Annotated in this window: 39 protein-coding genes; 38 read left to right on the top strand and 1 reads right to left on the bottom strand. The window is 44.6% G+C overall.

Annotated features, from left to right (window positions below; genetic code table 11):
- Positions 1-3 precede the first annotated feature (3 nt).
- The 13 genes from ACVHUV_RS14515 (at position 4) to ACVHUV_RS14455 (ending at position 4,771) form a co-directional block, all read left to right on the top strand.
- Positions 4-558 (top strand): hypothetical protein, encoded by a 555-nt coding sequence (locus ACVHUV_RS14515; protein ID WP_462085088.1) that lies wholly within the window; start codon positions 4-6, stop codon positions 556-558.
- 105 nt (positions 559-663) lie between these two features.
- Positions 664-978: a hypothetical protein gene (locus ACVHUV_RS14510; protein ID WP_462085087.1), complete on the top strand. Its 315-nt coding sequence runs from the start codon at positions 664-666 to the stop codon at positions 976-978.
- Positions 971-1,114, top strand: coding sequence for a hypothetical protein (locus tag ACVHUV_RS14505; RefSeq protein WP_462085086.1), 144 nt, complete (start codon positions 971-973; stop codon positions 1,112-1,114). The genes ACVHUV_RS14510 and ACVHUV_RS14505 overlap by 8 nt, the downstream gene beginning before the upstream one ends.
- Positions 1,111-1,278, top strand: a complete 168-nt coding sequence (locus ACVHUV_RS14500) for a hypothetical protein (RefSeq protein WP_462085085.1) — start codon at positions 1,111-1,113, stop codon at positions 1,276-1,278. Before ACVHUV_RS14505 ends, ACVHUV_RS14500 begins: the two co-directional genes overlap by 4 nt.
- On the top strand, positions 1,275-1,892 hold the full coding sequence (locus ACVHUV_RS14495; protein WP_462085084.1) for a hypothetical protein: 618 nt from the start codon (positions 1,275-1,277) through the stop codon (positions 1,890-1,892). Before ACVHUV_RS14500 ends, ACVHUV_RS14495 begins: the two co-directional genes overlap by 4 nt.
- Positions 1,893-2,096: 204 nt before the next feature.
- The gene (gene ssb, locus ACVHUV_RS14490) at positions 2,097-2,540 is read left to right on the top strand and encodes a single-stranded DNA-binding protein (RefSeq protein WP_462085083.1); all 444 of its coding nucleotides are present in this window, start codon (positions 2,097-2,099) and stop codon (positions 2,538-2,540) included.
- 35 nt (positions 2,541-2,575) lie between these two features.
- Positions 2,576-2,761 carry a hypothetical protein gene (locus tag ACVHUV_RS14485; protein WP_462085082.1) on the top strand — a complete coding sequence of 62 codons (186 nt, stop codon included), beginning with the start codon at positions 2,576-2,578 and terminating at the stop codon, positions 2,759-2,761.
- Positions 2,745-3,053, top strand: a complete 309-nt coding sequence (locus ACVHUV_RS14480; RefSeq protein ID WP_462085081.1) for a MazG-like family protein — start codon at positions 2,745-2,747, stop codon at positions 3,051-3,053. Before ACVHUV_RS14485 ends, ACVHUV_RS14480 begins: the two co-directional genes overlap by 17 nt.
- Before the next feature lie 208 nt (positions 3,054-3,261).
- Positions 3,262-3,441, top strand: coding sequence for a hypothetical protein (locus tag ACVHUV_RS14475; RefSeq protein WP_462085080.1), 180 nt, complete (start codon positions 3,262-3,264; stop codon positions 3,439-3,441).
- 14 nt (positions 3,442-3,455) lie between these two features.
- The gene (locus ACVHUV_RS14470) at positions 3,456-3,626 is read left to right on the top strand and encodes a hypothetical protein (RefSeq protein WP_462085079.1); all 171 of its coding nucleotides are present in this window, start codon (positions 3,456-3,458) and stop codon (positions 3,624-3,626) included.
- Complete coding sequence (locus tag ACVHUV_RS14465) at positions 3,626-3,793, top strand: DUF6011 domain-containing protein (protein ID WP_462085078.1); 168 nt, start codon at positions 3,626-3,628, stop codon at positions 3,791-3,793. Before ACVHUV_RS14470 ends, ACVHUV_RS14465 begins: the two co-directional genes overlap by 1 nt.
- The gene (locus ACVHUV_RS14460) at positions 3,790-4,305 is read left to right on the top strand and encodes a Holliday junction resolvase RecU (RefSeq protein WP_462085077.1); all 516 of its coding nucleotides are present in this window, start codon (positions 3,790-3,792) and stop codon (positions 4,303-4,305) included. Before ACVHUV_RS14465 ends, ACVHUV_RS14460 begins: the two co-directional genes overlap by 4 nt.
- 40 nt (positions 4,306-4,345) lie before the next feature.
- Positions 4,346-4,771, top strand: coding sequence for a class I SAM-dependent methyltransferase (locus tag ACVHUV_RS14455; protein WP_462086920.1), 426 nt, complete (start codon positions 4,346-4,348; stop codon positions 4,769-4,771).
- A 375-nt stretch (positions 4,772-5,146) separates the two neighbouring features.
- Here the strand turns inward: ACVHUV_RS14455 and ACVHUV_RS14450 are convergent, their stop codons facing one another.
- Positions 5,147-5,368: a hypothetical protein gene (locus ACVHUV_RS14450; RefSeq protein ID WP_462085076.1), complete on the bottom strand. Its 222-nt coding sequence runs from the start codon at positions 5,366-5,368 to the stop codon at positions 5,147-5,149.
- A 109-nt stretch (positions 5,369-5,477) separates the two neighbouring features.
- Between ACVHUV_RS14450 and ACVHUV_RS14445 the strand changes: the two genes are divergently transcribed.
- The 25 genes from ACVHUV_RS14445 (at position 5,478) to ACVHUV_RS14325 (ending at position 23,635) form a co-directional block, all read left to right on the top strand.
- Positions 5,478-5,657, top strand: coding sequence for a DUF6877 family protein (locus ACVHUV_RS14445; protein WP_462085075.1), 180 nt, complete (start codon positions 5,478-5,480; stop codon positions 5,655-5,657).
- Positions 5,654-6,007 carry a hypothetical protein gene (locus ACVHUV_RS14440; RefSeq protein WP_462085074.1) on the top strand — a complete coding sequence of 118 codons (354 nt, stop codon included), beginning with the start codon at positions 5,654-5,656 and terminating at the stop codon, positions 6,005-6,007. The genes ACVHUV_RS14445 and ACVHUV_RS14440 overlap by 4 nt, the downstream gene beginning before the upstream one ends.
- Positions 5,988-6,221 (top strand): helix-turn-helix domain containing protein, encoded by a 234-nt coding sequence (locus tag ACVHUV_RS14435; RefSeq protein ID WP_462085073.1) that lies wholly within the window; start codon positions 5,988-5,990, stop codon positions 6,219-6,221. The genes ACVHUV_RS14440 and ACVHUV_RS14435 overlap by 20 nt, the downstream gene beginning before the upstream one ends.
- A 4-nt stretch (positions 6,222-6,225) precedes the next feature.
- The gene (locus ACVHUV_RS14430; RefSeq protein WP_462085072.1) at positions 6,226-6,426 is read left to right on the top strand and encodes a hypothetical protein; all 201 of its coding nucleotides are present in this window, start codon (positions 6,226-6,228) and stop codon (positions 6,424-6,426) included.
- A gap of 60 nt (positions 6,427-6,486) precedes the next feature.
- Complete coding sequence (locus ACVHUV_RS14425; RefSeq protein WP_462085071.1) at positions 6,487-6,672, top strand: hypothetical protein; 186 nt, start codon at positions 6,487-6,489, stop codon at positions 6,670-6,672.
- Positions 6,673-6,846 (top strand): hypothetical protein, encoded by a 174-nt coding sequence (locus tag ACVHUV_RS14420; protein WP_462085070.1) that lies wholly within the window; start codon positions 6,673-6,675, stop codon positions 6,844-6,846.
- Positions 6,847-7,136: 290 nt separating this feature from the next.
- Positions 7,137-7,637: a sigma-70 family RNA polymerase sigma factor gene (locus tag ACVHUV_RS14415; RefSeq protein WP_462085069.1), complete on the top strand. Its 501-nt coding sequence runs from the start codon at positions 7,137-7,139 to the stop codon at positions 7,635-7,637.
- 170 nt (positions 7,638-7,807) lie between these two features.
- Positions 7,808-8,074, top strand: a complete 267-nt coding sequence (locus ACVHUV_RS14410) for a hypothetical protein (RefSeq protein ID WP_462085068.1) — start codon at positions 7,808-7,810, stop codon at positions 8,072-8,074.
- Positions 8,075-8,111: 37 nt separating this feature from the next.
- Positions 8,112-8,264 carry a hypothetical protein gene (locus ACVHUV_RS14405; RefSeq protein WP_462085067.1) on the top strand — a complete coding sequence of 51 codons (153 nt, stop codon included), beginning with the start codon at positions 8,112-8,114 and terminating at the stop codon, positions 8,262-8,264.
- 39 nt (positions 8,265-8,303) lie between these two features.
- Positions 8,304-9,218: a terminase small subunit gene (locus ACVHUV_RS14400; RefSeq protein WP_462085066.1), complete on the top strand. Its 915-nt coding sequence runs from the start codon at positions 8,304-8,306 to the stop codon at positions 9,216-9,218.
- A complete protein-coding gene (locus ACVHUV_RS14395; protein ID WP_462085065.1) occupies positions 9,208-10,635 on the top strand; it encodes an AAA family ATPase in 1,428 nt (475 codons plus the stop codon). The genes ACVHUV_RS14400 and ACVHUV_RS14395 overlap by 11 nt, the downstream gene beginning before the upstream one ends.
- Complete coding sequence (locus tag ACVHUV_RS14390; protein ID WP_462085064.1) at positions 10,628-12,133, top strand: phage portal protein; 1,506 nt, start codon at positions 10,628-10,630, stop codon at positions 12,131-12,133. Before ACVHUV_RS14395 ends, ACVHUV_RS14390 begins: the two co-directional genes overlap by 8 nt.
- Positions 12,134-12,136: 3 nt before the next feature.
- On the top strand, positions 12,137-13,117 hold the full coding sequence (locus ACVHUV_RS14385) for a structural protein (RefSeq protein ID WP_462085063.1): 981 nt from the start codon (positions 12,137-12,139) through the stop codon (positions 13,115-13,117).
- A gap of 78 nt (positions 13,118-13,195) precedes the next feature.
- Positions 13,196-14,377, top strand: coding sequence for a hypothetical protein (locus tag ACVHUV_RS14380; protein WP_462085062.1), 1,182 nt, complete (start codon positions 13,196-13,198; stop codon positions 14,375-14,377).
- A 17-nt stretch (positions 14,378-14,394) separates the two neighbouring features.
- Positions 14,395-14,805, top strand: coding sequence for a capsid cement protein (locus ACVHUV_RS14375; protein ID WP_462085061.1), 411 nt, complete (start codon positions 14,395-14,397; stop codon positions 14,803-14,805).
- Positions 14,806-14,821: 16 nt separating this feature from the next.
- Positions 14,822-15,880: a phage major capsid protein gene (locus tag ACVHUV_RS14370; protein ID WP_462085060.1), complete on the top strand. Its 1,059-nt coding sequence runs from the start codon at positions 14,822-14,824 to the stop codon at positions 15,878-15,880.
- Positions 15,881-15,896: 16 nt separating this feature from the next.
- Positions 15,897-16,256: a hypothetical protein gene (locus ACVHUV_RS14365; protein ID WP_462085059.1), complete on the top strand. Its 360-nt coding sequence runs from the start codon at positions 15,897-15,899 to the stop codon at positions 16,254-16,256.
- Positions 16,256-16,639 carry a hypothetical protein gene (locus ACVHUV_RS14360; protein ID WP_462085058.1) on the top strand — a complete coding sequence of 128 codons (384 nt, stop codon included), beginning with the start codon at positions 16,256-16,258 and terminating at the stop codon, positions 16,637-16,639. The genes ACVHUV_RS14365 and ACVHUV_RS14360 overlap by 1 nt, the downstream gene beginning before the upstream one ends.
- A 1-nt stretch (position 16,640) precedes the next feature.
- Positions 16,641-17,066: a hypothetical protein gene (locus ACVHUV_RS14355; RefSeq protein WP_462085057.1), complete on the top strand. Its 426-nt coding sequence runs from the start codon at positions 16,641-16,643 to the stop codon at positions 17,064-17,066.
- 2 nt (positions 17,067-17,068) lie between these two features.
- On the top strand, positions 17,069-17,908 hold the full coding sequence (locus ACVHUV_RS14350) for a hypothetical protein (RefSeq protein ID WP_462085056.1): 840 nt from the start codon (positions 17,069-17,071) through the stop codon (positions 17,906-17,908).
- A complete protein-coding gene (locus ACVHUV_RS14345) occupies positions 17,898-18,122 on the top strand; it encodes a YqzN/YkzM domain-containing protein (protein ID WP_462085055.1) in 225 nt (74 codons plus the stop codon). Before ACVHUV_RS14350 ends, ACVHUV_RS14345 begins: the two co-directional genes overlap by 11 nt.
- A 5-nt stretch (positions 18,123-18,127) precedes the next feature.
- The gene (locus tag ACVHUV_RS14340; protein WP_462085054.1) at positions 18,128-19,519 is read left to right on the top strand and encodes a phage tail sheath protein; all 1,392 of its coding nucleotides are present in this window, start codon (positions 18,128-18,130) and stop codon (positions 19,517-19,519) included.
- A gap of 15 nt (positions 19,520-19,534) precedes the next feature.
- Positions 19,535-19,981 (top strand): endoglucanase, encoded by a 447-nt coding sequence (locus ACVHUV_RS14335; RefSeq protein ID WP_462085053.1) that lies wholly within the window; start codon positions 19,535-19,537, stop codon positions 19,979-19,981.
- A 15-nt stretch (positions 19,982-19,996) separates the two neighbouring features.
- The gene (locus ACVHUV_RS14330) at positions 19,997-20,488 is read left to right on the top strand and encodes a phage tail assembly chaperone (RefSeq protein WP_462085052.1); all 492 of its coding nucleotides are present in this window, start codon (positions 19,997-19,999) and stop codon (positions 20,486-20,488) included.
- Between the two features lie 168 nt (positions 20,489-20,656).
- The gene (locus tag ACVHUV_RS14325) at positions 20,657-23,635 is read left to right on the top strand and encodes a lysozyme family protein (protein WP_462085051.1); all 2,979 of its coding nucleotides are present in this window, start codon (positions 20,657-20,659) and stop codon (positions 23,633-23,635) included.
- Positions 23,636-23,645 lie beyond the last annotated feature (10 nt).

Below are 23,645 nucleotides of genomic sequence, written 5' to 3'. Positions count from 1 at the left end.
GGAATGACTGAAAAAGTGAAGGTTACACAAAGGCAGGCAGATTGGTTGGATCGTTACAAAAATGAGAAAGAAATTGCTTACGCCATTGATATTCAACCGCATAAGAAGCGACCAGACAGCCCCATAGTTGACTGGCCGGCATCCAAGGTAGCTGAAGCGTTATATCGCGGCTACGAAGTCGAGGAAGAATATGAGCAAGGCGATTGGCTTCAAGAACATCACGGAAACATCGGGATTGTCACGAAAGTCGAAGGAAGCAAAGTGTGGGGATATTGGAACGGCTCTAATTTCGAAGCCTTTGCATTCAAGAGAGAAATTGTAAAAAAATTAACTCCCGAAGAAATCAAAGCCGAACAGGAACGCAGAGTGTGGGCGAGGATTGGTCGAGAAGTTGGGGAGTTTCACGTAGGTGATTACGGTCTTCTTGGTAATTATATTTTCCGAAAAGCAGTAGAGGGAAATGATCTTGTGCAACTGAGGGATGACTATTCTAAAGGAAAACTTATCGGCTTTTTCCCCGCAGAGTCCTTCATCGAGTTTGGGGGTGGGGAGGAATGATGCCTATTCATTACGTCTGCTTGGATTGCGAAAGAACTGTCTATATAGGAGATCCCGCTTATGACAATTTAAAGTGTGAAGATTGTCAGAAAGATGGTGAATGCCATGACAACTGAAACGAATGCGGAGCGGTTGGCGCATATCCAGTATCAGATAGATGATGCTAGGCTTCACGGCGGCATGTATTCATCTACCCATGTAGAACTTGAATGGCTCATCGAACAAGCCGAACGAGCTCAGGAGTTAGAGACTGAACTGAAAGAGACGATTGCCAAAAAGAATCGTCATTTGAAAGACAAAGACAAGCGTATTAAAGAGCTGGAGTGGTCGAACATGATTCACAAAAACGGTCATGGAAGTATTTATGCCGAATTGCATGAATTAAAGGAATCACTGAAACGGGGTGCCTCTAATGCCTGAATGGATTCAAAGCGGCAGCATCTACTACGTGCAACCGACAAAGCAGTACAGCAAGCAGGAACTGGATGCACAGCTTAATGAGCTATACGAAAAAATCGAAGCGGCAAAACATAAACGAAAGGGGATGACGGCATGATTGGTCGGAAGGTAAATCACAGTCGTGAGACGGAGAAGCAGATCATCATTAGGGACCTCAACAAACTTGGAATCTATGAAAATTTGAAAGGTGAGCCATTGCAGAAAGAGAGTTACTACACGTTGCTCAGCATGCTGGCGGTTGAACAGGCGGTGGCGCAATGAAGAGAATCGAAAAAGAACGCGAGCATATTCGCAATAATTGGTTTAAGGATCACGTAGCAAAAATTACCGAGCATGAAGGTGTAACAATTCTTGACTGGAAAGAGCCTGGAACATCCATGTATGCGGTCAAATACGTAATGGTCGGCAATAAGTTATTTATCTCGGGTGACATTGGCAATGCAGTGTACGACTTGACACGGAATGCGACAATTAAAATCTTTAGTGACGTGAATCTCAGTTACTTCACAGGAAAACTATCATGCAGCTCTCGGGAGAAGTGGGATTTTAATGACAAGCTTGCAAGGGAGCAAATTAGTAACCATTTTATTGACTGGTGTGACGTTGATAGTATTAACCATCTTGAGGGAGTTGAAAAGGAATTATACGACGAGTTGATATTCGCAACGATGAACTGGAGTGACCATTCTCATTTTGCAAACATGGGAGTTTGGACAGCTTACAACAATACTGATTGCGAATGGTTTGATGGTGAAACAGCAAGTTGTATCGCTGATTGCGGAAAAGAATTATCGACTGTATTTATCGCTTATTTACTCGGTCTGCAGATGGCAAATGAGCAATGCAGTCACAGTATGCTCCAACCCTCAATGTGAGTCGGTCATTCGCAAAGGACAAAGAGTCTGGCATCGTGGAGCCGACCTATATTGTCATAGCAAGTGCTTGTTGACCTCGTTTGGAGTGCCGTATGAGCAAAAGGTGCTAAGAGAAAAAGAAGTCATGCAAGATGTTCTCAAGCAGGAGCGCATTGCAATGATGCAAGGTGTATTTGCGAAACGGCAGAAGAGGGCGGTGGTTGAATGATTAATCGGATCGTGTTGGTTGGCCGTCTCACAAAGAAGCCTGAAATCAAGTATAGCCAAAGTGGTGTTCCGGTTTGCCGATTCACCCTAGCGGTCAATCGGACTTTCACTAATCAACAAGGCGAAAAAGAAGCTGATTTCCCGAATGTCGTTACATTCAGAAAAACTGCTGAGAATGTAGCTAACTTTTTGGATAAGGGGTCGTTGGTTGGACTGGAAGGACGCATTCAAACGAGCAGCTTCGATGGACAGGATGGAAAAAGGGTGTTCCTAACCGAAGTGGTTGCCGACAGCGTGCAGTTCCTTGAGCCGCGGAACCGTTCGGAACAGTCGAATAGTTCATCCGGACAAGCGAACACACAGCAGTATCAGCAGCCGAATAATACAGCGTTTGTAAATGATGCTCCAGTCGAAGTGTCGGATGACGATTTGCCATTTTGAGCCAAACGATAGATGACTAACGGGAGGAATCTTGAGTGGAAAAGCGAGGTCGGAAAAACAGCGGAAAGCAAAAGGATGTTGAAGTCTTGGAGCAGTTGGAAGAAGTATCGCTTTTAAGTGAATGGGATGTAACCGTAACGATTAGCACAGCAAATTTAAGGTGGCTAGTAAATAAAGCGGGATTATGGGTTAGGAGAGAAGACAGTGGATCAATTAATTAAGCAAGTGGAGCAGTGGTCAATCGAAAAGGGTTTGGACAAAGCAGATTCAAGCAAGCAATTCTTGAAGGTATCGGAAGAAGTGGGCGAAGTGGCTGCAGCGTTAGCTCGTGGTGATAAGTTGTCTTTAATTGATGGCATTGGCGATGTAGTGGTCACTCTAATTATTCTAGGACAGCAACATGGATTGGAACTTCAAGACTGCTTGCAGTATGCATATGACGAGATTGCCGGGCGTAAAGGGGAAATGGTCAACGGAATTTTTGTAAAAGAATCCGACTTAGTTCAGAGGTGATGACTTTGAAGTACCACCAAGCCAAACAGGAGTTTGAACACGCTTTGAATCACCAACAAACAATTAGTGTTGCAAAGTTACGGCGGCTCATGCAGGTGATGAATATAAGCTTGGAGCCTAGCACGGACAAAGAGGTCAAATATTTGAAAGGTGAAATCAAAAAGCTGCATAAGAAATTGCGGGAGAAAAGGGCTTAGGGGGAGTGGCAATGAAGCGAGGATTAAAAGCATATCTGTTCATGGGAAAGACAGTTGTTACTGACAAGCGATTCATTGTTGGTGCAGGGGATGAGCACTTTGAAGAAGTGGATTTAATCATTTCGGATGGCGACATCATGAATCTTCATCACCAAATCATGCGGGAAGTTGAGGATGATAAAGACGACTGAAAAGAGGTGCGGAAATGCTCACGACAATGTCGAAACGAGTCAGCAGGCAGCAGTTAGTCATTCATGGTCATTTAACGAGCAAGGAAGTCTATGATCTGAAGCAGGACGGTTGGCGGCTCGAATGGCGAGACAAGCCAGCTGTTCAGCGGAATAAAGTCGGAATACCGATAGGGAGGGCGATCTAATGGGGACGTGCAAACGGTGTAACAAACCCTTGAAAACGCCGAAAAGCATTGCGGTTGGATTTGGTCCCGTATGCAAGCGAAAACATGATGAAGCGGAAGCGGAGTTTTTGAAAAGGCAAGTGACGATCGATGAGGAAATTGCTTACCAGGAGCGGATGGCACGATGAGAAAAACATACAGCAGATCGCACGCTAATCGCGGGGCTGGTCTGGAACATTTAATCGACTTAACCAACAATCAGTATCGCAATAAGGGCGTGGCTGATATTCGTAAGATCCCAACGCCGGTAAAAATCATAGGACAGCAGGGCAACAGGATTACTGGTCACACTCAAAAAGGCGAGTGGGTCGATTACGTGGGTATTCATGATAGCCGGACCATTGTATTTGACGCAAAGGAAACATCTATCAGGACGAACTTTCCACTCAGCAATATCTCGGAGCATCAATACGACTTACTTAAATCATGGCACCAAAAAGGCGCACACGCCTTCCTGCTTGTCTCTTTTACAAAACTCGACGAAGTATTCCTTCTTCCGTTCGGTCGGCTACAGGAGGCTTGGGAGGACGCCAAGAGGGGTGGCAGGAAATCGATTCCCTATGACGATTTCAAATTGAATTGCGACCAGGTGAAAAGCGATAAGGGGTATGTACTGCATTACTTAAAACATGTGGGGTGAGGATGTGGCACGAGTATTAGACGCCTGCTGTGGCAGTCGAATGTTTTGGTTCGACAAGCAGAACTCCGATGTATTGTTTATGGACAATCGGGAACTTTTGGACACGTTATGCGATGGCAGAACTTTAGAAGTGAAACCTGACTTGATAGCAGATTTTCGCGAAATGCCTTTGGACGATGAGTCTTTTTACTTGGTCGTCTTTGATCCACCGCATCTGATAAAGGCAGGCGAAGATTCATGGTTGGCCAAGAAGTATGGAAAGCTCGATGAACTTTGGCAGTTCGACATAAAACAAGGATTCAACGAGTGCATGCGAGTTTTGAGGCCTAACGGAACGTTAATTTTCAAGTGGAATGAAGACCAAATCGCACTACAGGAGATTTTGGACATTATCGATTACAAGCCATTGTTCGGGAACCGTAGGAGCAAGACACATTGGTTGGTTTTCATGAAGGAAGACAGGTGAGGGAATGACCGTTTATCTTTCAGCAGGACTGATTTTCATAACGGCCTATTGCTTGGGTTATCTGAATGCGAAAAAGTGATGTGCAGTAGACAAATAAAGTTAAATGAAAAGGGAGCTTGTAAATGAGAATATTTAAAACTAGTTATTCTATGGGGTGTATTGCGACAGGTGGTTATTTCGAGTCACTGGTGGTTGCACGAAATGAAAAAGATGTCAGACGAGTATTGAATGAAACTCACGATGAGGACGTGTCCAATTTAAAGGTGGAAGAGTCTCTGAAATTAGGACACATACCTACACAGATGAACAGGTACTAACGGTTTCTATGGCTTGAATTAATCAACAGTTCGATCCTAAAGCGAAGGAAAGAGACAGTCAATCTATCTCTTTCCCGACACTTCGAACAGCTGTCATTGTTTTTTGCGCAAGACTGTTAAGGGTGAGTCCTGCTGCGGCTAGCGTGTTATTAATTTCATTTGCATTGAGTTTCTTTTCTTTTAATAGGACACGAAGAGTCTCAAAGTTCCTTTCAATCATGCGTATTTGGTTGTTGATATCGGTCATTTCAGATTGGTGGATCTTGCGTTTAATTTTCAATGCAGCAACCTCCGTTTTAGATTATGAGGCAAGCATACTATCTTTTTTCCTTGATGCATAGGAACAAAAGCGAACAATGAGACATAAGAGCAAGGAGAGTGATGTAGTCATGGCAAATAACCCAATTCAAGAAATAGCAAAGATAGCGCATCACATTCCGCTAGTAGCTTTGCAAGACATAAATAATCGAATACGTGACCACTTGGCTTCTGGTGGCAAAGATGATGATCCGTATATTTTTCAGCAGTTGAGGTATGCAGAACGATTTGTGAAGGAGGAAATGGGATGACTATTGATATGAATGCGGAACGGTTGGAGGAAATAAAAGGCCAATATGAATGGGGCGTTGGGCAAAGTCTCGCTTGTCGAAATTTGAGTGATTCGGATATTGAATGGCTCATTGAGCAAGCCCAACAAACAATCGATACACAAATTCAGTTTGTTGAGCTACACAGGGATTGGTTAAATATGCGGACAGAAAACGAACGTTATCGGGAAGCGCTCGAGTTTTACGCCGAAGAAAGAAAGTACATGTATCAATCCATGTCTTTAAGTGGACACCCTAAAATCATCGAGGATGAGGGGAATACTGCTCGTCAAGCTTTGGCAGGTGTTACAAATGGTCAAAGCAAAACTTGAAGAAGCTCATATTTTACTCGAAGGTGCAGACGTCAAATGGTATTGGAGCAGGCGAGAGATGAATCTGTTTCGGCAGATGTGGCGTGATGGTGTTAGTGGAGAGGAAATAGCTGAAGCGCTTGGTGTGGAATTATTGTCCGTTGCATTGCTTGTGGTAGATCAAGAGATTATCGGGAATATTAAGCCGCGGCCAGGTGGGTTGTTAGGGAATTGAAAGGGTGAGCAAGATAAATAGATTAGGTTCGTATATTCACAAAGATACCGGCGAGTTCGTGACTGTCATTGGCATTGGTAGTTTTCGTTCCGGTAAGAAAAAGATGATATGCAAAAAATTGGGCAGTGAATCAGAGTTTGCATTGCGAGAGGACAAGTTCGTAGAACGATATAGGCGGCCAACTGTAGAAGAATTAATGGCATAAGAAAAGACAGGATTCCTCCTGTCCCGACACATTAATAATAGCACATTAGGAGGGGTCCGGATGAGAGAGAAGCTAGGAGCAATGGTTGATTTGTCAGAGAATGCGGTGTACATCGTCAAACGAGGGAAGCTGACAAAGATAAGCAAGAAGGAACACGGGCAAGACGTAATCATCTGGAAAAACGGAGAAGTACTTGATGTAGATCGGAGCCAGCGGATGAGGATAGAGGGGCAGGAGGTGATTTGATTGGAATTCAGAGGTAGGGCTTTAAAAATTCATGTGAATGAAGACGGAACTCATCAGTTAAGAGATTCTTTATCAAGGTTTTGGTGCGCCTGCAGTAAACCTGCAACAAGTTATTTGCCAGGTAACTATGGACCTTATAATTTCCAATGCGATGATTGTATAAAAAAAGAATAAACAGTCCCTACGGAAGAACCGACGGACACTGAGCAACGGCGCATCGCTGTTACTTGGTGTCTTTTTCATTTGAAAAGGGGTGAGCGGGTGAAAACGTTGCAAACAGAAATAGTCGAAAAATGGCTCTCACGCACTCGTACAGGCGAAGTAGAACAGAAGAGTGTTAGGACAAGGGGTAGTCGAGAGGAACGGCTCACATCGAGGGACTGGGCGGAAATTATGGGTACGAACAGACCGACGTATGGACGCAAAAAGGGCGGAGCTTATAGACAGAGATAGGAGGGGCTTTCATGTTGAATTGGGCGGATGAATTGATACAGGAGTATACAGTGGGGAAGCAAGATTTGAAAAGACGTGTGGACCGTTTGGATAGGAGCAATCCTATCGACATGCAAGACTTGAAGCAGATTAATAGCATGATTGAATCGATGTCGTTTTCGCTTGATTGGATGAAGACTGGACGGCAGCCAGGGACGTATCGAGGTGCGGATGAAAAGGCAGTGTACCAAAAGCGGTCGTATGAAAACATCGACCTTATTCCCGACATTGCAGAACAACTGAATAGCGAGCAGCCAAAAGAATTGTACATGACGAAAGAGGAACGCGTCATTCTCGCTGACATCCTTTCATCCTTCTCACAACGAGAGCGGATTTGTTATCTCCTACATGTTGGCCATAAAAAGAGCATGGGTGAGATTGCCGCTGAATTGGGTGTCAGCAAGAGCACTGTCCAAACACATATAAACCGTGCTAAATCAAAGGTTCGACAAAGATTTCAAGAAGCTGGATGACGCGGTATGTCATACGCTTTGTCATACGAAGTCTGCATATATGAGGGGAACCATTAAAGGAGGGGTGCGCTCGAGTGACTCAGCCACCTCTAATAGCCCCATACATAACGAGTGATAAATAAAGGATTTTCACCTTTCTTGGCGAATAGTGTCAGTGGGAGGTGAAAATGATGAATTTAAGTGATATAGACAAAGAGAAACTGGCTCAAAAGGTTCTTTTAGCCCCGCTGGTATCATTTAAAGGAAAGCACCAATGGCCGAGATCTACATTTGAGAGCTATGTTTACCCTGATGAAGACGATGTAGAAGGACATTTCGTGAAAGATTTATTAACTCTGAACACTCCTTCAATGATTGAGAAATGGTTCGGTGGCGAGGAAGAAGCAGCGGCAATTTTGTTGAATTTAAAAGAACAAGAAAAACAGCAAGAGGAATAAGGGGAATATTAGGCATCTCTTCTGAGGTGCTTTTTCTATGCCTGAAAATCAAAAAGGGGGGATACGGGTGATTAAGAATATTTCAGGCTATTGGTTGTTTCCAAGTTCGCTAATGATAGGCCTGAGCATGGATGAAGAACAACTGGATATTTTCTTAGGAGTATTTGCTTTCAGTATTGAATTTAGATAGTTAATAACAATCCACATAAGGGGGCGGCGGTGATGTGAAATGCCGAATTGGGATGAAATACAACGAGAATGGGAAACAACAAAGATAACGCTTACTGCATTAGCTGAGAAGCATGATGTGAAGCTCGGGACATTAAAGAGCAGAAAGAGTCGCGATAAGTGGTCGAGGGATACGTCTAAAAAGGATGCAACCAAAACACAAAAGGTTGCAACCATACCTAAAAGGATGCAACCACAAAAAGAGCAATTTGAGCCTGTTGTTGAGTCGGTTGATTTAACCGATAAGCAATGGCTTTTTTGTATTTACTACATTAAATACTTCAATGCGACGAAGGCTTATCAAAAGGCCTATGGGTGTGCTTATACCACGGCGAGAGTTGAAGGCAGTCGTACCCTTGCAAATCCTAACATTTCTACAGAGATAGATAGGATGAAAGCAGAGCAATCTTATGCATTGAAGTTGGATGTGCGTGACGTACTACAAAAGTACATCGATATAGCCTTTGCAGACATTACAGACTTCATTGACTTTACACAAGTTGAATCCGAGGCAACTGAAACTATTGTCGAGTTTAACCCTGATGGTTCCAAAAAGTCCGAGAAGACTGAAACAGTCCCATACACATATACAAAGTTTGTTATGCGTCATTCGGAAGAGGTTGACGGAACGCTAATTACCGAGTTGGCAAAAGGTAAAGATGGGATGTTCAAAGTCAAGCTTGCCGACAAGATGAAAGCATTGGATATGCTAGCGAAGTACACTGACCTCTTATCTGACAGTGATAAAGAACGCTTACAAGAAGAGAAGTTGAAAATGGATATTGCCAAAACAAAAGCTGAAGTCGAAAACCTCACAAGCGAAAACAACAGTCATGGTGGCGATGATTGGGTAGCTGCACTGAAAGAAGTGGCTGAAAGAAGAAAACAACAGCAGGTGAAAGCTAATGACGACTAAACCGTATAACGTCCTGGTAGACCTTATCGATGTCTATTGGGAGGATCCAGTGGCTTTTGCGGAAGACATTCTTAACTTCTATCCGGATCAGTGGCAAAGAGATGTACTGAACGATTTGGCGGGTCATCCATTCGTATCCGTTCGTTCTGGACAAGGAGTTGGGAAAACAGGATTAGAAGCTATTGCGGCCATTTGGTATTTATGCTGCAGACCGAATCCTAAAGTCGTTTGTACGGCACCAACAAGGCAGCAGCTGAACGATGTCCTTTGGGCAGAAATAGCCAAGTGGCTTGAATCGTCTGTTGTGAAGAACTTTCTTAAATGGACCAAGACAAAGGTATACATGATTGGTAACGAAGAGCGTTGGTTTGCCACAGCAAGGACAGCTACTAAACCGGAGAACATGCAAGGTTTTCACGAAGACTACATGCTCTTTATCGTCGATGAAGCGTCGGGTGTTGCAGATAATATCATGGAAGCCATACTCGGTACTTTATCCGGCGCGGAAAATAAATTATTAATGTGCGGAAACCCTACTCGGACGAGTGGGGTTTTTTATGATTCTCATCACCGTGACAGGTCGGATTACAAAACGCATAAGGTAAGCAGCTATGATTCATCCAGGGCGAGCAAAGAGAACATCGAGCGGCTTATAAGGAAGTACGGAAAAGATAGTGATGTTGTCCGTGTTCGTGTGTTTGGAGAATTTCCGAAGAGTGAACCAGATACATTCATTCACTTGGAAAAAGTTGAAGCTGCAGCCATGCGAGAAGTTTATATGGCTGATGATGGGCGAATTGCTATACCGAACGATGCGCCACTTGAAATCGGCGTAGACGTTTCTAGGTATGGAGATGACGAGACGGTAATCATTCCACGAATCGGAAACTATGTTCCTTTATTGCAAACACATACAAAACAAGACACAATGACGACTGCTGGTCATGTGATTCGTCTTGCAAAGGAATTAATGCTCAAATACGGTCGTCCTTCTTGCGTTATAAAAATTGATGATGACGGCGTTGGTGGTGGCGTGACAGACCGATTAAGAGAAATTATTCAAGAAGAAGGTCTATATATCGAAGTGATTGACTGTCATAACGGCGGCAAAGCTTTGAATCCGGAAAACTACTTTAATTGGGGTTCGGAGTCGTGGGCGACCATTCGAGATTTTATTCACGATGGCGACATTCAGATTCCGAATGACGAGGACTTGATCGGGCAACTATCCACTCGTAAATACAGAGTGACATCGAAAGGAAAAATTCAGTTGGAAAGTAAGGATGAAATGAAAATGCGTGGTTTGCGCTCTCCGGACAGAGCAGATGCGCTTGTGTTGGCGTTTGCAAATACCGGACAAGAGCCGATGGATGACTACACTGCAGCATTAATGAGGGGGGTGAGAGTACATGGCTAAATGGTACAACAAAGCGGTCGGCGAGATATCCAAGCTACGATCAAGAATACTGTTGCCATTCGGTTGGGGCAGTTTGACGACTGGAACACTCGGCAGTGGCTATAAGCTGGACAGCAGCAAGGTCGATTACGAGTTGACCAAGCAACTCTATTACAACACGCACGACGATTACAAACTAGGTGCCGGATTCGCGAAATCGGTCATTAATAACACCGTCAGTTTTATGGGTGTCCCTGCATTCAAAAGCACCGATAAGGAAGCGCAGGAAGTGCTGGATGCATTCTTTGAATCGAACATATCCAACATGCAACGGACGACGCGCGATAGCTTGCGCGATGGCGACTGCTACGTATGGGTTACTCGTGAAGAAGAGCAAGACACATCGCTCTATCCTGAGCAGCCTGTTAGGTTGGTGTACAACTTCATACCTCCTGGACAAGTGAAGGATATTATTCGGCACCCACTGACGGGAGTGATACAAGAATATGTGCTCGTGTCTTCTCATGACTGGGAAGATGAAAAAGGCAATAAAAAGAAAGCGGCAATAACCCAACGCATCCGTCGTGGAGAGCGGGAAATCGAGATTGATGGCGATACACCTCCTGATGTCGAACCAGGCATTGAATCGACACCCTGGGACTTCATTCCGATTGTTCATTTCAAAAACGAGGGCGATGAGGGTGTCTACGGTCAATCTGACTTGGAGCCGATTGAACCATTCCTAAAGGCGTATCATGATGTGATGCTTCATGCGATGAAAGGGAGTAAGATGCACAGTACGCCAAGATTAAAGTTGAAACTGAAAGATGTGGCAAGGTTCCTCCGCAATAACTTCGGTGTAAGCGATCCTGCGGATTTTGCAAAGAAAGGCGGCACATTGAATTTAGATGGACATGAAATACTAATGTTCGGTGATGATGAAGATGCGGAATTCATTGAAGCGAAGTCGGCTACTGGTGATGCAAAGGCACTCTTGAAACTTATTTTTTATTGCATTGTTGATACATCAGAGACACCGGAGTTTGTTTTTGGTGTGCATACACCCTCTTCGTTATCATCGGTAAAAGAACAGATGCCGATTCTTATCCGTTCGATCGAGCGAAAGCGGGAGCACTTTGCGGATAACTGGCAAAGATTGGCGAGAATCGCACTTGCTATGACTTCTCAATCAGAAAATAAAACTTTTGAGACATTCGCAACAGAATTGCAATGGGTGAACATTGACCCGCGAACCTCACAAGAAATTAGCGAAGAATTATTAAATGTTGTCAATGCTCTCGTGGCAGCACTCAACAACAATATAATCAGTGAAAAGTCTGCCATTAACTATCTGTCAAAATTAATCGACACCATGAATGAATACGAAGCCGAAGAAGGCGAGAGTGAGAAGGACCGTATCCAGCAGACGCGACTGAATCGCCTGCGGATGCCTGATGAAGAAAATCTCCAAGATCAATTGAACCGGATTAACCAAACACTCGGCGGAAGGGGAGATTGATGAATGGACATTTCACACCTGTCAGAATACAGCTCACTTTCTCTCGAAGCTAGAAAACAACTAATAGAACTAATCCTTCAACAAGACCGTGATGTGCGATTGATATTCCAACAGGCTGCCGATGAACTTGCTAATGAAATCCGTCGACTAGAAAAAGAAGGGCAAAGCCATCTGATTCCTGCTCTACTTGCCGCTAAAGTAGCTGAAAGCGCGACTACTATTGAAAAGGGGTTAAGTGAGCTGTTCAAACGTGGTTATGTTATTAGTGTTGAGGCGGGTATGCATCAATCTAAGCAAGCCACCTTGCGAATATTGCAGAAAGGTAAGATTGATTGGCAGCCGATTGAGCGAGTATACTTTCGTAAACATTCGGCAGCTGTCGAAGCAATGCAAACGAGAGTCCTCAAAGGATTGACTGTCTCCGATCGCATATGGGGGCAAAGTCGCGTTGCTAGACAAAGTATGGGCGCTATTATCCAAGAAGCTATCGCGACAGGAGAACATCCTTATAAAGTGGCAGAAATGCTTGAGGATTACGTTCGAAACGGAGCGAAATCGCTCGTATCCCAATACCCCGAAATGATAGCTCGGCTCGAAGGCAATATACCAATGGACATGTGTTATGAATCCTTACGTCTTGCTCGTACTGAAATGGCGGCGGCTTTTGGTGAAGCAGCTATTCAAGCAGCTGAATTGAATCCGTCCAACCAAGGCATCAAGTGGAGTACCTCAAACGGCGGCAATACTTGTGACAAGTGTAAATCCATTGCATCGACAGATAATGGTTTGGGTGAAGGTGTGTACAGGCGACATGAACTACCCGACTATCCAGCGCATCCGAATTGTTTGTGTACACTATCGGAAGTTGTTGAGGATATGAATACATTCGTTGATAGACTGATTGAGTGGCAACAAAACCCACTTGCCCATCAAGATATTGAGCGGTGGTATCAAAATGTTTATAAAGGCGGGATGATTTCATGATGAAAAGATTACTGGAGTTGATTTATCAAACTGTTTTCTTTTTTGTTCTTCTGAAACACACCAAAAGGAGGTGAGAACATGAAAAACCCAATCATCTGCGGCGAAATGTCGCAAAGCCAACAGCAAATCTTTCAGCTGTTCGGTAATCTTGCTGGCGAAATGAGAGTCGATGACATTCCGACTGCTCCGTCCGTAAACATCGACGAACTGAAGAAAGGGGATTCAGAGCCATTAGAGGTGGTGGTAGAAATTCCTGCTTCCAAGTCTAAGCGCGGATGGAACTACACCGCTAACTCTTTGAGGGATATTGTGAATGCGGTTAACAGCAACACTCTAAATGGTTTCCTTGGTCATCAGAAGCCCGAGGATGTAAGCAATCAATTTTTACCACCAGTTACCCATTGGGTAGGCGCGAAGATGGTAGGAGAGATTGCTTATTTTCGTGGCGTTGTGGATGCTGCAGCGCAAGATCTAAAACGTTGGATTAAGTCCGGTCGCATTAGGCAAGTATCTATCTTCGGGATGCCGAAACTGCAACGCACTGGCAAAGAAACGAATGTTGTCGGGTACGAACCGATGTCTATTGATTGGACACCACTAGATCGCGCTGGTATGAATACTCGCATAGTAGCTATGAGTGGCGAAATGTGGGATTTAAACGGAGAAGGTCCAACAGGAGAAATGAAAGACAATAAGGGAGGAAAAGCAATGAATCCAGAAGAAGTACTAGCTGCATTGAAAACAATGCTTGCTAACAAACAAATCACAGTCCCGATGATTGCGGGAGAAATGGGATGGAAGCCAGAAGAAGTCGCGGCAGATATTGACCAAAAGTGGGTGAACGAAATCACTACATCCGTTGGTAAATTGAAGAAGGTAGAAGAAGCACTCGGCGTGTCCGGTGAGATGGATGTTGTGAAAATCGCTGAGGATGCTGCAAAGGCTATGAAAGAACAAGAAACAGCAGGATTTCAAAAGATTGTCGGTGAAATGATGGAAAAGAAAATCACATCAGAAGCAGTCCGTAAGGATATTAATGATTTCAAGACTGTTATCGGCAAATTGTGGTCATATCACGCTAATGCAATCAAACCAGAAATGACAGAAGAGCAAATCGCAGGGGAAATGGACAGTTTCCTTGCTGATGAAAGCGTGAAATCTATTATTAGTAATTATCATACAGACAAACCGGCGGGTGTAGGTAGTGGATCTACGCAACAAAAGACTGGCCAATTTAAAACAAAGCGCGTGTCGCTTTAATAAGGAGGATTTAACAAATGGGAGAAGCAAGAGCAATTCCAACAACTACGCACCAAGCATACCGTGCAAAAGTTTCAGATGGCAAAAGCGTTCGAGTAACGGTGCCAGCAAGTACGTCTATCGAAGCAGGCGCATTTTATGAGTTAGATGGATTCTTCGGTACTGCGATGCAATCAGTGAAGACTGGTGCAGGCGAAACTGCAGAAGTTATTTTAAACATCGAGCAGGCTGAATTTGAGACAGATCAAATCATGACAACAAAGGCATTCCCTGTCGGTGCCCCAATTTATTTCACAGGCGGGAAGTTCACACCAGATGCAGACAACGGTGGTTCTCCGGATCCAGTGCCATATCGAAAAGTAGGTAGAGTTACATCAGCAAAAGACCAAAATAACGTCATCTGGTTCATTCTAGGACCACAGGTATAAGGGGAGGAGACAAACAATGAAAACACATTCTATCGAAAGTTTAAAAGAGCAACGTCGTAAAGGAACCATCGAAACCGAGGTTCCTTTTGTTTTTAATGGGAAACAGGAAGCTGTTCCAAAGAAGATTGTTAACGGCGAAATGGAAATCATCGACATTGACAAACCTCTTGGTGAAATGATGACGTCTGAAACATCACGGAAAGAACTGGTACAGAAAGTTGTCTTGGATGTGGAGTTGGGTCGTGAAGAGGTTCCTGTTTTGTATAAACCTATCTACGAGACAATTACTGACCCTAATTTCCCAAAAGAGTTTGAAGCGAAATGGGCACAATCGGGAACAGTTGTCTTTTTCGAGCACATGGAAGGAGAAGAAGTAAAGTTCGGTTCACTCCAAGCGGAAAATGGACCTATTGCTCGTTTAAAAGGGTATGCTGCTGGATTTGAATACACAAAGGAAATGGAAATCTTTAATCAGATGTTCAATTTCGAAATTATGAATAAGGCATTTGGTGAGGCTCACAACGCATTATTAAACCACCTACATCTTGGTCCAATTATCAAGCACAGCTACAAAGCATCTAACAAAACAGCGGCACAATACACGAATGAGCTCGGCAAAGCGCTCGAGAGTAAAACTGGTGCTCATTACATGCTGTCATTACGCGCTACACTTCGACAAGCTTTGAAGGATGCGCGAGTTGCTAAACGACCTGGGACGATTCTTCTTGCGAATTCCGCAGACAAAGAGGACATCCAGGACGCACTTGGAAGCATGACGATCCAGGCAACGCCATACGGTTCGACAAGTGGTATTACCGATATCATTTACTATGACGGATGGGAAACGACCGTTTCACGAAAAACTTACACTTACGATGGTGTGCCACAAGGAAAAGCTTACTTGATTCGACCAAAACGCGGATTCAAAGAGTTGGTGAAGCAAGGCCTGCAAATCAATTCTACAATCGGTGACCTTTCACGTTTAGTGGAAGCGCAAATCATAGGAGACTTCTGGAGAGGCGTTTTCGCTGCATTGGATGAAAACGTTCAAGAAATCACACTTCCTGGACAATAAGAAGGTGGTGAGATAGATGAATCCAACTGCGTTGGACATCAAAAGATTACGTTTAATGGTTAATGACCCCATTCCAGCAGGGGTGGGGGGAGAGCCATTATTTACAGATGATGATCTTGCACAAATGTTCTTGGAACATACAAATATCTTCTCATTAGCCGCAGATATATGGACACTGAAAGCCGGTCTTATTCAAGGAGACATCCAATCCTATTCAACAGGTAACGAAAAGTACGATTTGACATCGATGAAAGACCGGTATACTCACGCGCTTGCCATGGCCAAACAATATGCAGATAAAGCTGCAGATAATCATGTGACGGATGAAAATTCGGGTAGTATCATCCTTAAATTCCGCACGCCGGACGTGATGTGATGAAGAGCCTTGTTGAAATGCGTAGAGCGCACACAAAATGGAATATTGAGCAGAACCCCGTAGTCGTGACAATTCATCGTACGGAAAAACGAAAAGGCGGCGGATACATCGAAGAGGCTGAGAGTGATGTAGGCCCTTTCACTGTCCGTATATTTGTTTCACACTCAAATACGAATCAAACAGTAACTACACTAGCTGGAGAAAAACAGGTAGATCGGTACTTCGGATTGCTCGCGGACTATCAATCGGACATTCGAGCAGGGACAACAGTGAAAGATGAATTCGTAGCGATGGGTATGAGATTCCTTGTAAAGGCTGTTTACCCGCAAACGATAAACGGTCAGATTGTTGGATATCAAGGCGAACTGGAAAGAGTGATGTAGTATGGCGTTCGGCAATCAAACAAAAGAATTTATTTCAAGCAAAGTCGCCGGACTGCAAGCTTTGTCGATGAATATCGGTAAGAATTTAGAGTCCCAAGCTAAAGCGAATATTCCATGGAAGAATCATACAGGGAACACAAGGGGTGCTATTCACGGCGGGGGAGAGAAGAGGAAAAATGGCGCAACCATCTATCTAGCTCACGGCTCGAAAGTCGGAACATATCTTGAGGAAGGTACCGGTTTATATGGTCCTCATAAGAAACGGATAGTTCCAACGCATGCAAAAGCATTACGTTTTACGATGGGTGGCAGAGTAATCTTTGCTAAGTCCACCAAGGGAATGCCAAAACAACCTGTTATTCGCCCGACTGCGGACAAACAGTGGCCGGATATAAAGCACGCAGTTAGGAAGTACTGGGAGGGATGACAATGAGAGAAGAATTACGTAATATCCTTGTCGCTCAGGTGCTCAGTGTAAATGGTGAAGTTTGGGAGCCATCGGCTGCTGGACCACAACTCCCAAAGCCATCTTTAATACTTCGCGAAGGCTCCCAAGACACAGGTGAGCAGTACGCAAATTATACAGCGGTCTATGAAGTTTGGCCGTACGTCAAACGCACGACATTTAAGCGGGTTGATGCAGTTTCGAAGGAAGTAATAGCTGCACTACACCAGAAGCGCATCGACGTCGTTGGTATCCCTCATTACATCGAATACATCGGAACAGCATCCGAAGACATTGTGGATGACGAATGGGATGCTCTGACTAGGGGATTACGTTTCCAGATTTATTCGTTGGCGTGGTTAACGCATCAAGCGATTGAGCCAGATCCGGTGAGCGCATTGCAAGCTTGGTCAATCAACCGGTTCCCAGAACTGCAGTTAAACCCTTTGTTGTGGAAGCCGTCAGACGCCACACCTGCACTTTACTGGCGTGTTGAATCCGTGACAAGGGTAGAGCCGATGAATTGGGGTGCGTGGATAACGGCTCAAGTGAATGGACATGTGATAGCTCCTAATGCTTCGGTGCGAAGGAAGTACGTGGACAAAGCAACTCGTCAATTGGCTATTGACCACAGCGTGAGGATGTCGGATAAGTCAAAAATGCGCTTCATATCCATATCTGCTGATGATGGATATGACCCATTTAGAGATGGACAGATAAAGTTAACTGTAAAATTCGGCGTGTTAAAAGATAAGGGTGTCTATCCTACTCTTAAACATGCATATTTTGACGAGAAAAAAGGTGGTGTAATTCATGTCGAATGAAAATATCAAAGCGCAAAAGGTGACAGCAGAAGACGTAGCTAAGGCTGTATCCAACGAAGCGCTTTATACACGAGAAGAAATTCAAGCTTTACCCTCTGCTTTCGGTGTGACGCCAGAGGTTTTGGCGGGCTCGCTAGCTTTAGTCGAAGGAACCGAGCTAACTCGCACTCAAGTGAAATCAGCGATTGATAAATTTAAAAATAGAGAGGTGTGAACTAAATGGCTATTGGAGCTATGTTTAAGCTAGGAGAGCAAAAAGCTCGACCTGGTGTATTTGTGCGTTGGTATAACGCTGGCGGATATGCTCAATATTCGGGTTTGCTCGGAGTAGGAGCAGCAGTGATTAAAGCAAATTGGGGACCTCTTGGCAAAGTAATTACTGTTGAAAATGATAATAAGGTTGAAGAGTTAGTCGGCACAGGTCAAGGTGCTGAAGTCGTGAAGGAAATTCTTCAAGGTGGTGCTTACTCAGTCGAAGTAGTTCGAATCGGCACAGGAGGCACACAATCCACATTGTCGTTAGTTGCAGGAACGGCAGGAGCAGTCTTATTAAAAACACTTTACCCGACATCGCGCATATTCAACGTGACGGTGCGCGAAGCGTTAGATCCAACACAAAAGGAATTGCTTTTATTTGAAAATGGAAAACAAGTAGAATTGATTGCCTTTAAGGCTGGGGAAAATGAAGCAACTGAATTAGTCTCGGCAGTGAATGCTAAAAGTAAGTTCTTAGTAGCATCAACGGCAGAGACAGGCGTCGTTAAAACGATTTCAAATCAAGAAATGACCGGTGGGACAGACCCGAACACTGTAGCTACTGACTATACCGACGCTTTTCCTATTGCGGAGACGAAATTCTTTGACTCTATCACTGTAGATTCAGAAGACCCTGTGATTCACGCGGCATTACATGCATTTGTCCGCAGGAAAATTGGTGAGGGACATCGTATGACAATGTTTGTTGGCGAAAAGACAGACATTCCTTTTGAAACGCGTATCGCCCACGCAAAAGCATTTAATGACTTTGCGGTGGGATACATTGGGAATGGTGTCGAAACGACATCAGGGGTAATCGAGGGAGCGACAGCTGCAGCGAGAGTGCTTGGAGAATTCGTATCGGGTTCTTACAAATCTAGCTTGACAGGTAGAACCATAAAAGGTGGCGTGGGTATTAAAGGTGAATTGACGTCTAGTCAATACAACGAAGCCGCTCGCAATGGCATGATGGTCTTTTCTCTTAACTCTGACGGCATCCCTCAAATTGACTACGGCATTAACACGCTCGTGTCTCTTGGCGAGGATGAGGATGAAGGTTGGAAGAAATTCCGTCGCGTACGAACGCGCTATGAACTAATCGATCGTATTACTGCACAAATCGCAAAGGCGATGGCGAACAATATCGACAATGGATTGGATGGTAGGCAGTTCTTAATTACATTGGCGAATGGTGAAATCGGTCGTATGATTCGTGAAGGTGCTCTTGCATCCGGTGAAATGGTTGTCGATCGCGATAATGCACCGATGGGCGATTCTGCATGGTTTAAATTCGAAAACTTGGTCGATCTTGATGGGCTTGAAAAAGCATATCTAGCATTCGGCTTTCAGTATTGAGGGGGTTGAAAAAGGATGAGTAATGGACGCTATATATTCCGTAGTTGTGTACCTGATGGTGATGTCACTTTGGCAAACGTAACACCAGGCGAAGTGCTTAGCCGTGAGTGGACGTTTCGCGCAAATTTACCACCTGAGATTCAAGAAGCGCTCGACGCTGGCGAGTTTGATCCTCGCAACATTTTAACAGGTAAAGACGGAGAGCTTTACGACGAAAACGGAAATTTTTTAGCGGAAGTCAATACGTGGCAAATGGCAGTGAACTTTACGAACACCGACTATAATCCTGCTGGTAAGAAGATTACGTGGGCTATTCCGACAAGCTATACATTGACGTTAACATTTACAGAGACTATTGTTCGCGATGCGGTGCTTTTGCAGAAAGCTTTAACAGGTCTTCGTGATCGGTCAAAAGGTGCAATCCTAAACTTTACAGGCGTGCTTCGCACAGATGCTGCATAATCGGAGGGGTAAAAGATGGCAGAAGAAAAAATGAATCAAGAAGAATTGTTGGCCGTGGAGGAAGATTTCCTTCGCGGTCTTTTAGGTGCTTATGAAGATAACCAGGAAGACACCGCAACAATTGAAATCATTCGTAACGGAAAAAAGTTCTTTTCTTTCGATATTCGCGGACTATCCGAAAAGGAATACAACGACTTACAAGATCAAGCAACTAAGTTCAAAAAGGCTAAGAATCTCGGCGGCGTTAAGGTAGCTGAAGAAACAAACGTAACACGTTTCCGTTCCTCGCTCATTTATCATGCGACGCTAGCAGAAGACCGCAAAAAGCTTTGGAATAACAAGCAGGCATGGAACCAACTAAACGTTCTTAATGGTATCGACTTGATTGATAAAGTATTAAAAGCTGGAGAGAAATCGGCAATCATTGAAAAAATAGATGAACTATCCGGTTTCGGTACTGAAAGCAGCGATTTGATAAAAAACTCATCGGTGCAGGAGGACGAGTAACTCTCCTGCACGAAATATTTCAACGCACCGGCAGGACGCCGGATGAAATTCTAGGAAAATCTGATGAGATTCAGAGATTCGTTTTCGAATCAACCATTTTGCAATTGGACAAAGAAAATAAAGAACGCAAAGAGTTATCGAACATATTTGGAAAAGGGAGGTGAGTGAATGGCACGCGAAGTGTACAGAATTGAAATCCCTATTGAAACAAAAGATGACTATTCTGCAGGACTTAACGAAGCGAAGAAGGATGTCGAGAGCTTTAAGAAAACAGCAGAGAGCGCGGCGAAAGGTCCCAATACCCTCGGTAAATCCGTTAAAAAAACGGAAAAGGATGTAACGAAGTTTCAACAGGGCATGCGGACCACTAGAGAGCGACTCCACTCACTGACTGCTTCCAAGTGGCAACTGACAGTGAGCGCGGCTGATCGAGCTTCGAAAGTTGTATCACAGATATCTGGTTTTGTTAACCGAGTCGCAAATCGAAACTACAGATTCACACTTCGCGCCCTTGATATGGCATCCAGCACAATCAGAGGTGTAGGTCGCATGATTACTAGCATACCTAGTGTGATCACGATTGCCCTCACTTATGTCGGCGTGAATAAGTTAAAGGATGCAACTGTGGGAGCGGCCATGAGTTTTGAGGAATATGAAGTTTCCATGACGCACTGGTTGAACGGTAACGTCAAGCAAGCGAAGGAGCTCGTTACATGGATGGGGCAATTCGCTGACACCACGCCTTTCAGCTCTGTCGATTTATTCCCTGCTCTTACAAGAGGGATAGGTGTTTCTAATGGTGATGTAAAACAAGCGCAAGATTTGCTTAGGTTGGCTTCAGACATGGCTGCGTTAACACCAGGTAAAACTGTTTCGGATGCTATGGAAAGTTTAGCTGATGCCCAAATGGGCGAAATGGAGCGTTTGAAAGAGTTTAACGTGAAAGTCTCAAAAAAAGAATTTGACAAAATTGGTTATTCGGGAGTTATCGAGCAACTCGCGAAAAAGTTTGATGGTGGAGCACGAAAACTCTCGGAAACTAGTGCGGGTATTATTAGTACTTTAAAAGGATACCGATCTTCCATATTCCGTTCATTCGGGACAGGATTCCTTGATCCCATGAAGCCTCGCCTTGATGCAATAAATCAATGGTTGGCAGACAACCAAGAGACTTGGGGACGTTGGAAAAGCACGATGGAAAGACACGGTAGGCAAGCATCCGAATTTGTTTTCTCTCGATTAGAAACAGGTTTCAAGTTTATTCGTAGCAGATACCTAGATAATGATGACTTCATGAGTCTTGATTTTAAAGGAAAGATTGATTTTATCATGAGCGACATCAATCAATGGTGGACTGATAGAGGAAAACCGGGGGTAAGCTCATGGTGGGAGTCATCCGGTAAGCCGTGGGCATCCGACACAGGATTGTCCATTGGAAAGGCAATATTCGATGGCATTGTTTTAGGCATTAAAGAAGGGGTAAGCTCAATCGGAGATTTGTGGAAAGATGCATTTAAAGATCCCTCTGCGGGGTCGATCGGTGGAGCGCTTACAGCTACTATGCTAGCAGGAGCTGCAGGCAGTATGATACTATCCCCATTTTTGCGAGTAGGTGGGGCTGTCGGTAGAGCAGCTAAATGGGGTGGCAGTAAAGTAAAAGGTGGTTACGATAAAATCCAATCTAGTCGTGCTGCCAAGTCTGCCGGAATGCCCAAAGGAGCTTATCAAGACAACCAAGGTAGATGGCATCAAAAAGACGGCAAATTCATCTCAGCAAAAGACGTTCAGGTTTATCAAGGGGTAGCATCAAGATCTGCTCGTCATGCAAAACCTCGTGGAAGTTGGATTCCTAAGTGGTTAGGTGGCAAGGCGGCTAGTGGCGGAACGGCGCCAGGAAGCAAACTCCTTCGAAGAGTTCCTGTATTAGGAACACTTCTTGGTGCATTAGCTATCGGTTCGGCGTCTGCAGAAGATAGACCGGGTGTGGTTGGCGGTGTAGCCGGTGGTCTTGCGGGTGCGAAAGGTGGAGCTATTCTAGGAGCGGCATTAGGTTCTGTAGTTCCTGGCGTTGGTACCGCGATCGGGGGAGCGGCTGGTGGTTTAATTGGTGGAATTGGAGGAGCCTTCGGCGGCGAATGGATCGGCAACAACTGGGATACCGTCAAAGAAAAAGCGTCGGAAGCAGCTAGTTGGATTGGCACTAAGTTTTCAGAAGCAAAAGAGACGTTGTCTTCCTCATTATTTAGCGGTGAGTGGTGGAGTGGTAAGTGGGAAAATGTAAAAAGCGTTGCCAACAGCACGATTTTTAACGGCGGCTGGTGGTCTGAACAAGCAGGCTTCGTTTTCGGCTACCTTGAATCTACGCTATTTAGCGGTGAATGGTGGGGTAGCAAATGGGATGACGTGAAAGGATGGACTTCAGAGAAGTGGGAGTCTGCAAACGAAATCTGGGAAACATCGAAATTAGCAATTGGAAATACACTGTTCAGTGGAGATTGGTGGAACGGTCGTTGGGATTATGTAAAAGGTTGGACTTCGGAAAAGTGGAACACCTTCTCGACGGTCTGGGAAGCAACAAAAGGTCAAATCAGCGCAACGCTTTTCAGCAAAGATTGGTGGAGCGGTAAGTGGGATACGGTTAAAGGCTGGGCTGGAACAGCGCTTTCTGGCATAAAAAGCGGCTTTAACATTGTTAAAGATCGTTTTAACAAAGGTCGAGAGCGAGGTCAGCAGGCTGGTTCTGCTACCAAATACGCAAACGGCGGCTACATCAATCGTCCTCATCTCGGTCTGGTCGGGGAAGCTGGTCCCGAAATGATTATCCCGCTATCTAGCGGTCGTCGGAATCGAGCGATGGAGTTGTATGAGCGCACTGGACGAATGTTAGGCGTTAAAGCGTATGCGAATGGCGGAGTGGTCGGAAAGCTAGTCGAGCCACTAATTGATACTACTGCTAGTTCAAGCACAGCATCCGTCAATCATTCTCCCGCTAGCGGTAATACATCAGTCTCTTTTGGTCCTGTTAGCGTCGCTATTGAAAGTGGTGGTGCAGATAGCGCGGAAAGTATTATTGAAGCTGTTATCAACGAGTTTGGCAATGCAGTGATCCCGCAATTGCGGGAAGCGTTGACGAATCGATATGCATAGGAGGTGCAGG

The organism is Sporosarcina saromensis, from assembly GCF_054901285.1.
Note: the sequence above shows the minus strand (reverse complement) of the source record. Positions and strands in the feature narration are given on the sequence as shown.

What these genes read in the sequence shown, in the direction of transcription:
- ACVHUV_RS14515 (WP_462085088.1), top strand. Translation starts at nt 4, where the DNA reads ATGACTGAAAAAGTGAAGGTTACACAAAGGCAGGCAGATTGGTTGGAT.
- ACVHUV_RS14510 (WP_462085087.1), top strand. Translation starts at nt 664, where the DNA reads ATGACAACTGAAACGAATGCGGAGCGGTTGGCGCATATCCAGTATCAG.
- ACVHUV_RS14505 (WP_462085086.1), top strand. Translation starts at nt 971, where the DNA reads ATGCCTGAATGGATTCAAAGCGGCAGCATCTACTACGTGCAACCGACA.
- ACVHUV_RS14500 (WP_462085085.1), top strand. Translation starts at nt 1,111, where the DNA reads ATGATTGGTCGGAAGGTAAATCACAGTCGTGAGACGGAGAAGCAGATC.
- ACVHUV_RS14495 (WP_462085084.1), top strand. Translation starts at nt 1,275, where the DNA reads ATGAAGAGAATCGAAAAAGAACGCGAGCATATTCGCAATAATTGGTTT.
- ssb (WP_462085083.1), top strand. Translation starts at nt 2,097, where the DNA reads ATGATTAATCGGATCGTGTTGGTTGGCCGTCTCACAAAGAAGCCTGAA.
- ACVHUV_RS14475 (WP_462085080.1), top strand. Translation starts at nt 3,262, where the DNA reads ATGAAGCGAGGATTAAAAGCATATCTGTTCATGGGAAAGACAGTTGTT.
- ACVHUV_RS14470 (WP_462085079.1), top strand. Translation starts at nt 3,456, where the DNA reads ATGCTCACGACAATGTCGAAACGAGTCAGCAGGCAGCAGTTAGTCATT.
- ACVHUV_RS14465 (WP_462085078.1), top strand. Translation starts at nt 3,626, where the DNA reads ATGGGGACGTGCAAACGGTGTAACAAACCCTTGAAAACGCCGAAAAGC.
- ACVHUV_RS14460 (WP_462085077.1), top strand. Translation starts at nt 3,790, where the DNA reads ATGAGAAAAACATACAGCAGATCGCACGCTAATCGCGGGGCTGGTCTG.
- ACVHUV_RS14455 (WP_462086920.1), top strand. Translation starts at nt 4,346, where the DNA reads ATGTTTTGGTTCGACAAGCAGAACTCCGATGTATTGTTTATGGACAAT.
- ACVHUV_RS14445 (WP_462085075.1), top strand. Translation starts at nt 5,478, where the DNA reads ATGGCAAATAACCCAATTCAAGAAATAGCAAAGATAGCGCATCACATT.
- ACVHUV_RS14440 (WP_462085074.1), top strand. Translation starts at nt 5,654, where the DNA reads ATGACTATTGATATGAATGCGGAACGGTTGGAGGAAATAAAAGGCCAA.
- ACVHUV_RS14435 (WP_462085073.1), top strand. Translation starts at nt 5,988, where the DNA reads ATGGTCAAAGCAAAACTTGAAGAAGCTCATATTTTACTCGAAGGTGCA.
- ACVHUV_RS14425 (WP_462085071.1), top strand. Translation starts at nt 6,487, where the DNA reads ATGAGAGAGAAGCTAGGAGCAATGGTTGATTTGTCAGAGAATGCGGTG.
- ACVHUV_RS14415 (WP_462085069.1), top strand. Translation starts at nt 7,137, where the DNA reads ATGTTGAATTGGGCGGATGAATTGATACAGGAGTATACAGTGGGGAAG.
- ACVHUV_RS14410 (WP_462085068.1), top strand. Translation starts at nt 7,808, where the DNA reads ATGAATTTAAGTGATATAGACAAAGAGAAACTGGCTCAAAAGGTTCTT.
- ACVHUV_RS14405 (WP_462085067.1), top strand. Translation starts at nt 8,112, where the DNA reads ATGCCTGAAAATCAAAAAGGGGGGATACGGGTGATTAAGAATATTTCA.
- ACVHUV_RS14400 (WP_462085066.1), top strand. Translation starts at nt 8,304, where the DNA reads ATGCCGAATTGGGATGAAATACAACGAGAATGGGAAACAACAAAGATA.
- ACVHUV_RS14395 (WP_462085065.1), top strand. Translation starts at nt 9,208, where the DNA reads ATGACGACTAAACCGTATAACGTCCTGGTAGACCTTATCGATGTCTAT.
- ACVHUV_RS14390 (WP_462085064.1), top strand. Translation starts at nt 10,628, where the DNA reads ATGGCTAAATGGTACAACAAAGCGGTCGGCGAGATATCCAAGCTACGA.
- ACVHUV_RS14385 (WP_462085063.1), top strand. Translation starts at nt 12,137, where the DNA reads ATGGACATTTCACACCTGTCAGAATACAGCTCACTTTCTCTCGAAGCT.
- ACVHUV_RS14380 (WP_462085062.1), top strand. Translation starts at nt 13,196, where the DNA reads ATGAAAAACCCAATCATCTGCGGCGAAATGTCGCAAAGCCAACAGCAA.
- ACVHUV_RS14375 (WP_462085061.1), top strand. Translation starts at nt 14,395, where the DNA reads ATGGGAGAAGCAAGAGCAATTCCAACAACTACGCACCAAGCATACCGT.
- ACVHUV_RS14370 (WP_462085060.1), top strand. Translation starts at nt 14,822, where the DNA reads ATGAAAACACATTCTATCGAAAGTTTAAAAGAGCAACGTCGTAAAGGA.
- ACVHUV_RS14365 (WP_462085059.1), top strand. Translation starts at nt 15,897, where the DNA reads ATGAATCCAACTGCGTTGGACATCAAAAGATTACGTTTAATGGTTAAT.
- ACVHUV_RS14360 (WP_462085058.1), top strand. Translation starts at nt 16,256, where the DNA reads ATGAAGAGCCTTGTTGAAATGCGTAGAGCGCACACAAAATGGAATATT.
- ACVHUV_RS14355 (WP_462085057.1), top strand. Translation starts at nt 16,641, where the DNA reads ATGGCGTTCGGCAATCAAACAAAAGAATTTATTTCAAGCAAAGTCGCC.
- ACVHUV_RS14350 (WP_462085056.1), top strand. Translation starts at nt 17,069, where the DNA reads ATGAGAGAAGAATTACGTAATATCCTTGTCGCTCAGGTGCTCAGTGTA.
- ACVHUV_RS14345 (WP_462085055.1), top strand. Translation starts at nt 17,898, where the DNA reads ATGTCGAATGAAAATATCAAAGCGCAAAAGGTGACAGCAGAAGACGTA.
- ACVHUV_RS14340 (WP_462085054.1), top strand. Translation starts at nt 18,128, where the DNA reads ATGGCTATTGGAGCTATGTTTAAGCTAGGAGAGCAAAAAGCTCGACCT.
- ACVHUV_RS14335 (WP_462085053.1), top strand. Translation starts at nt 19,535, where the DNA reads ATGAGTAATGGACGCTATATATTCCGTAGTTGTGTACCTGATGGTGAT.
- ACVHUV_RS14330 (WP_462085052.1), top strand. Translation starts at nt 19,997, where the DNA reads ATGGCAGAAGAAAAAATGAATCAAGAAGAATTGTTGGCCGTGGAGGAA.
- ACVHUV_RS14325 (WP_462085051.1), top strand. Translation starts at nt 20,657, where the DNA reads ATGGCACGCGAAGTGTACAGAATTGAAATCCCTATTGAAACAAAAGAT.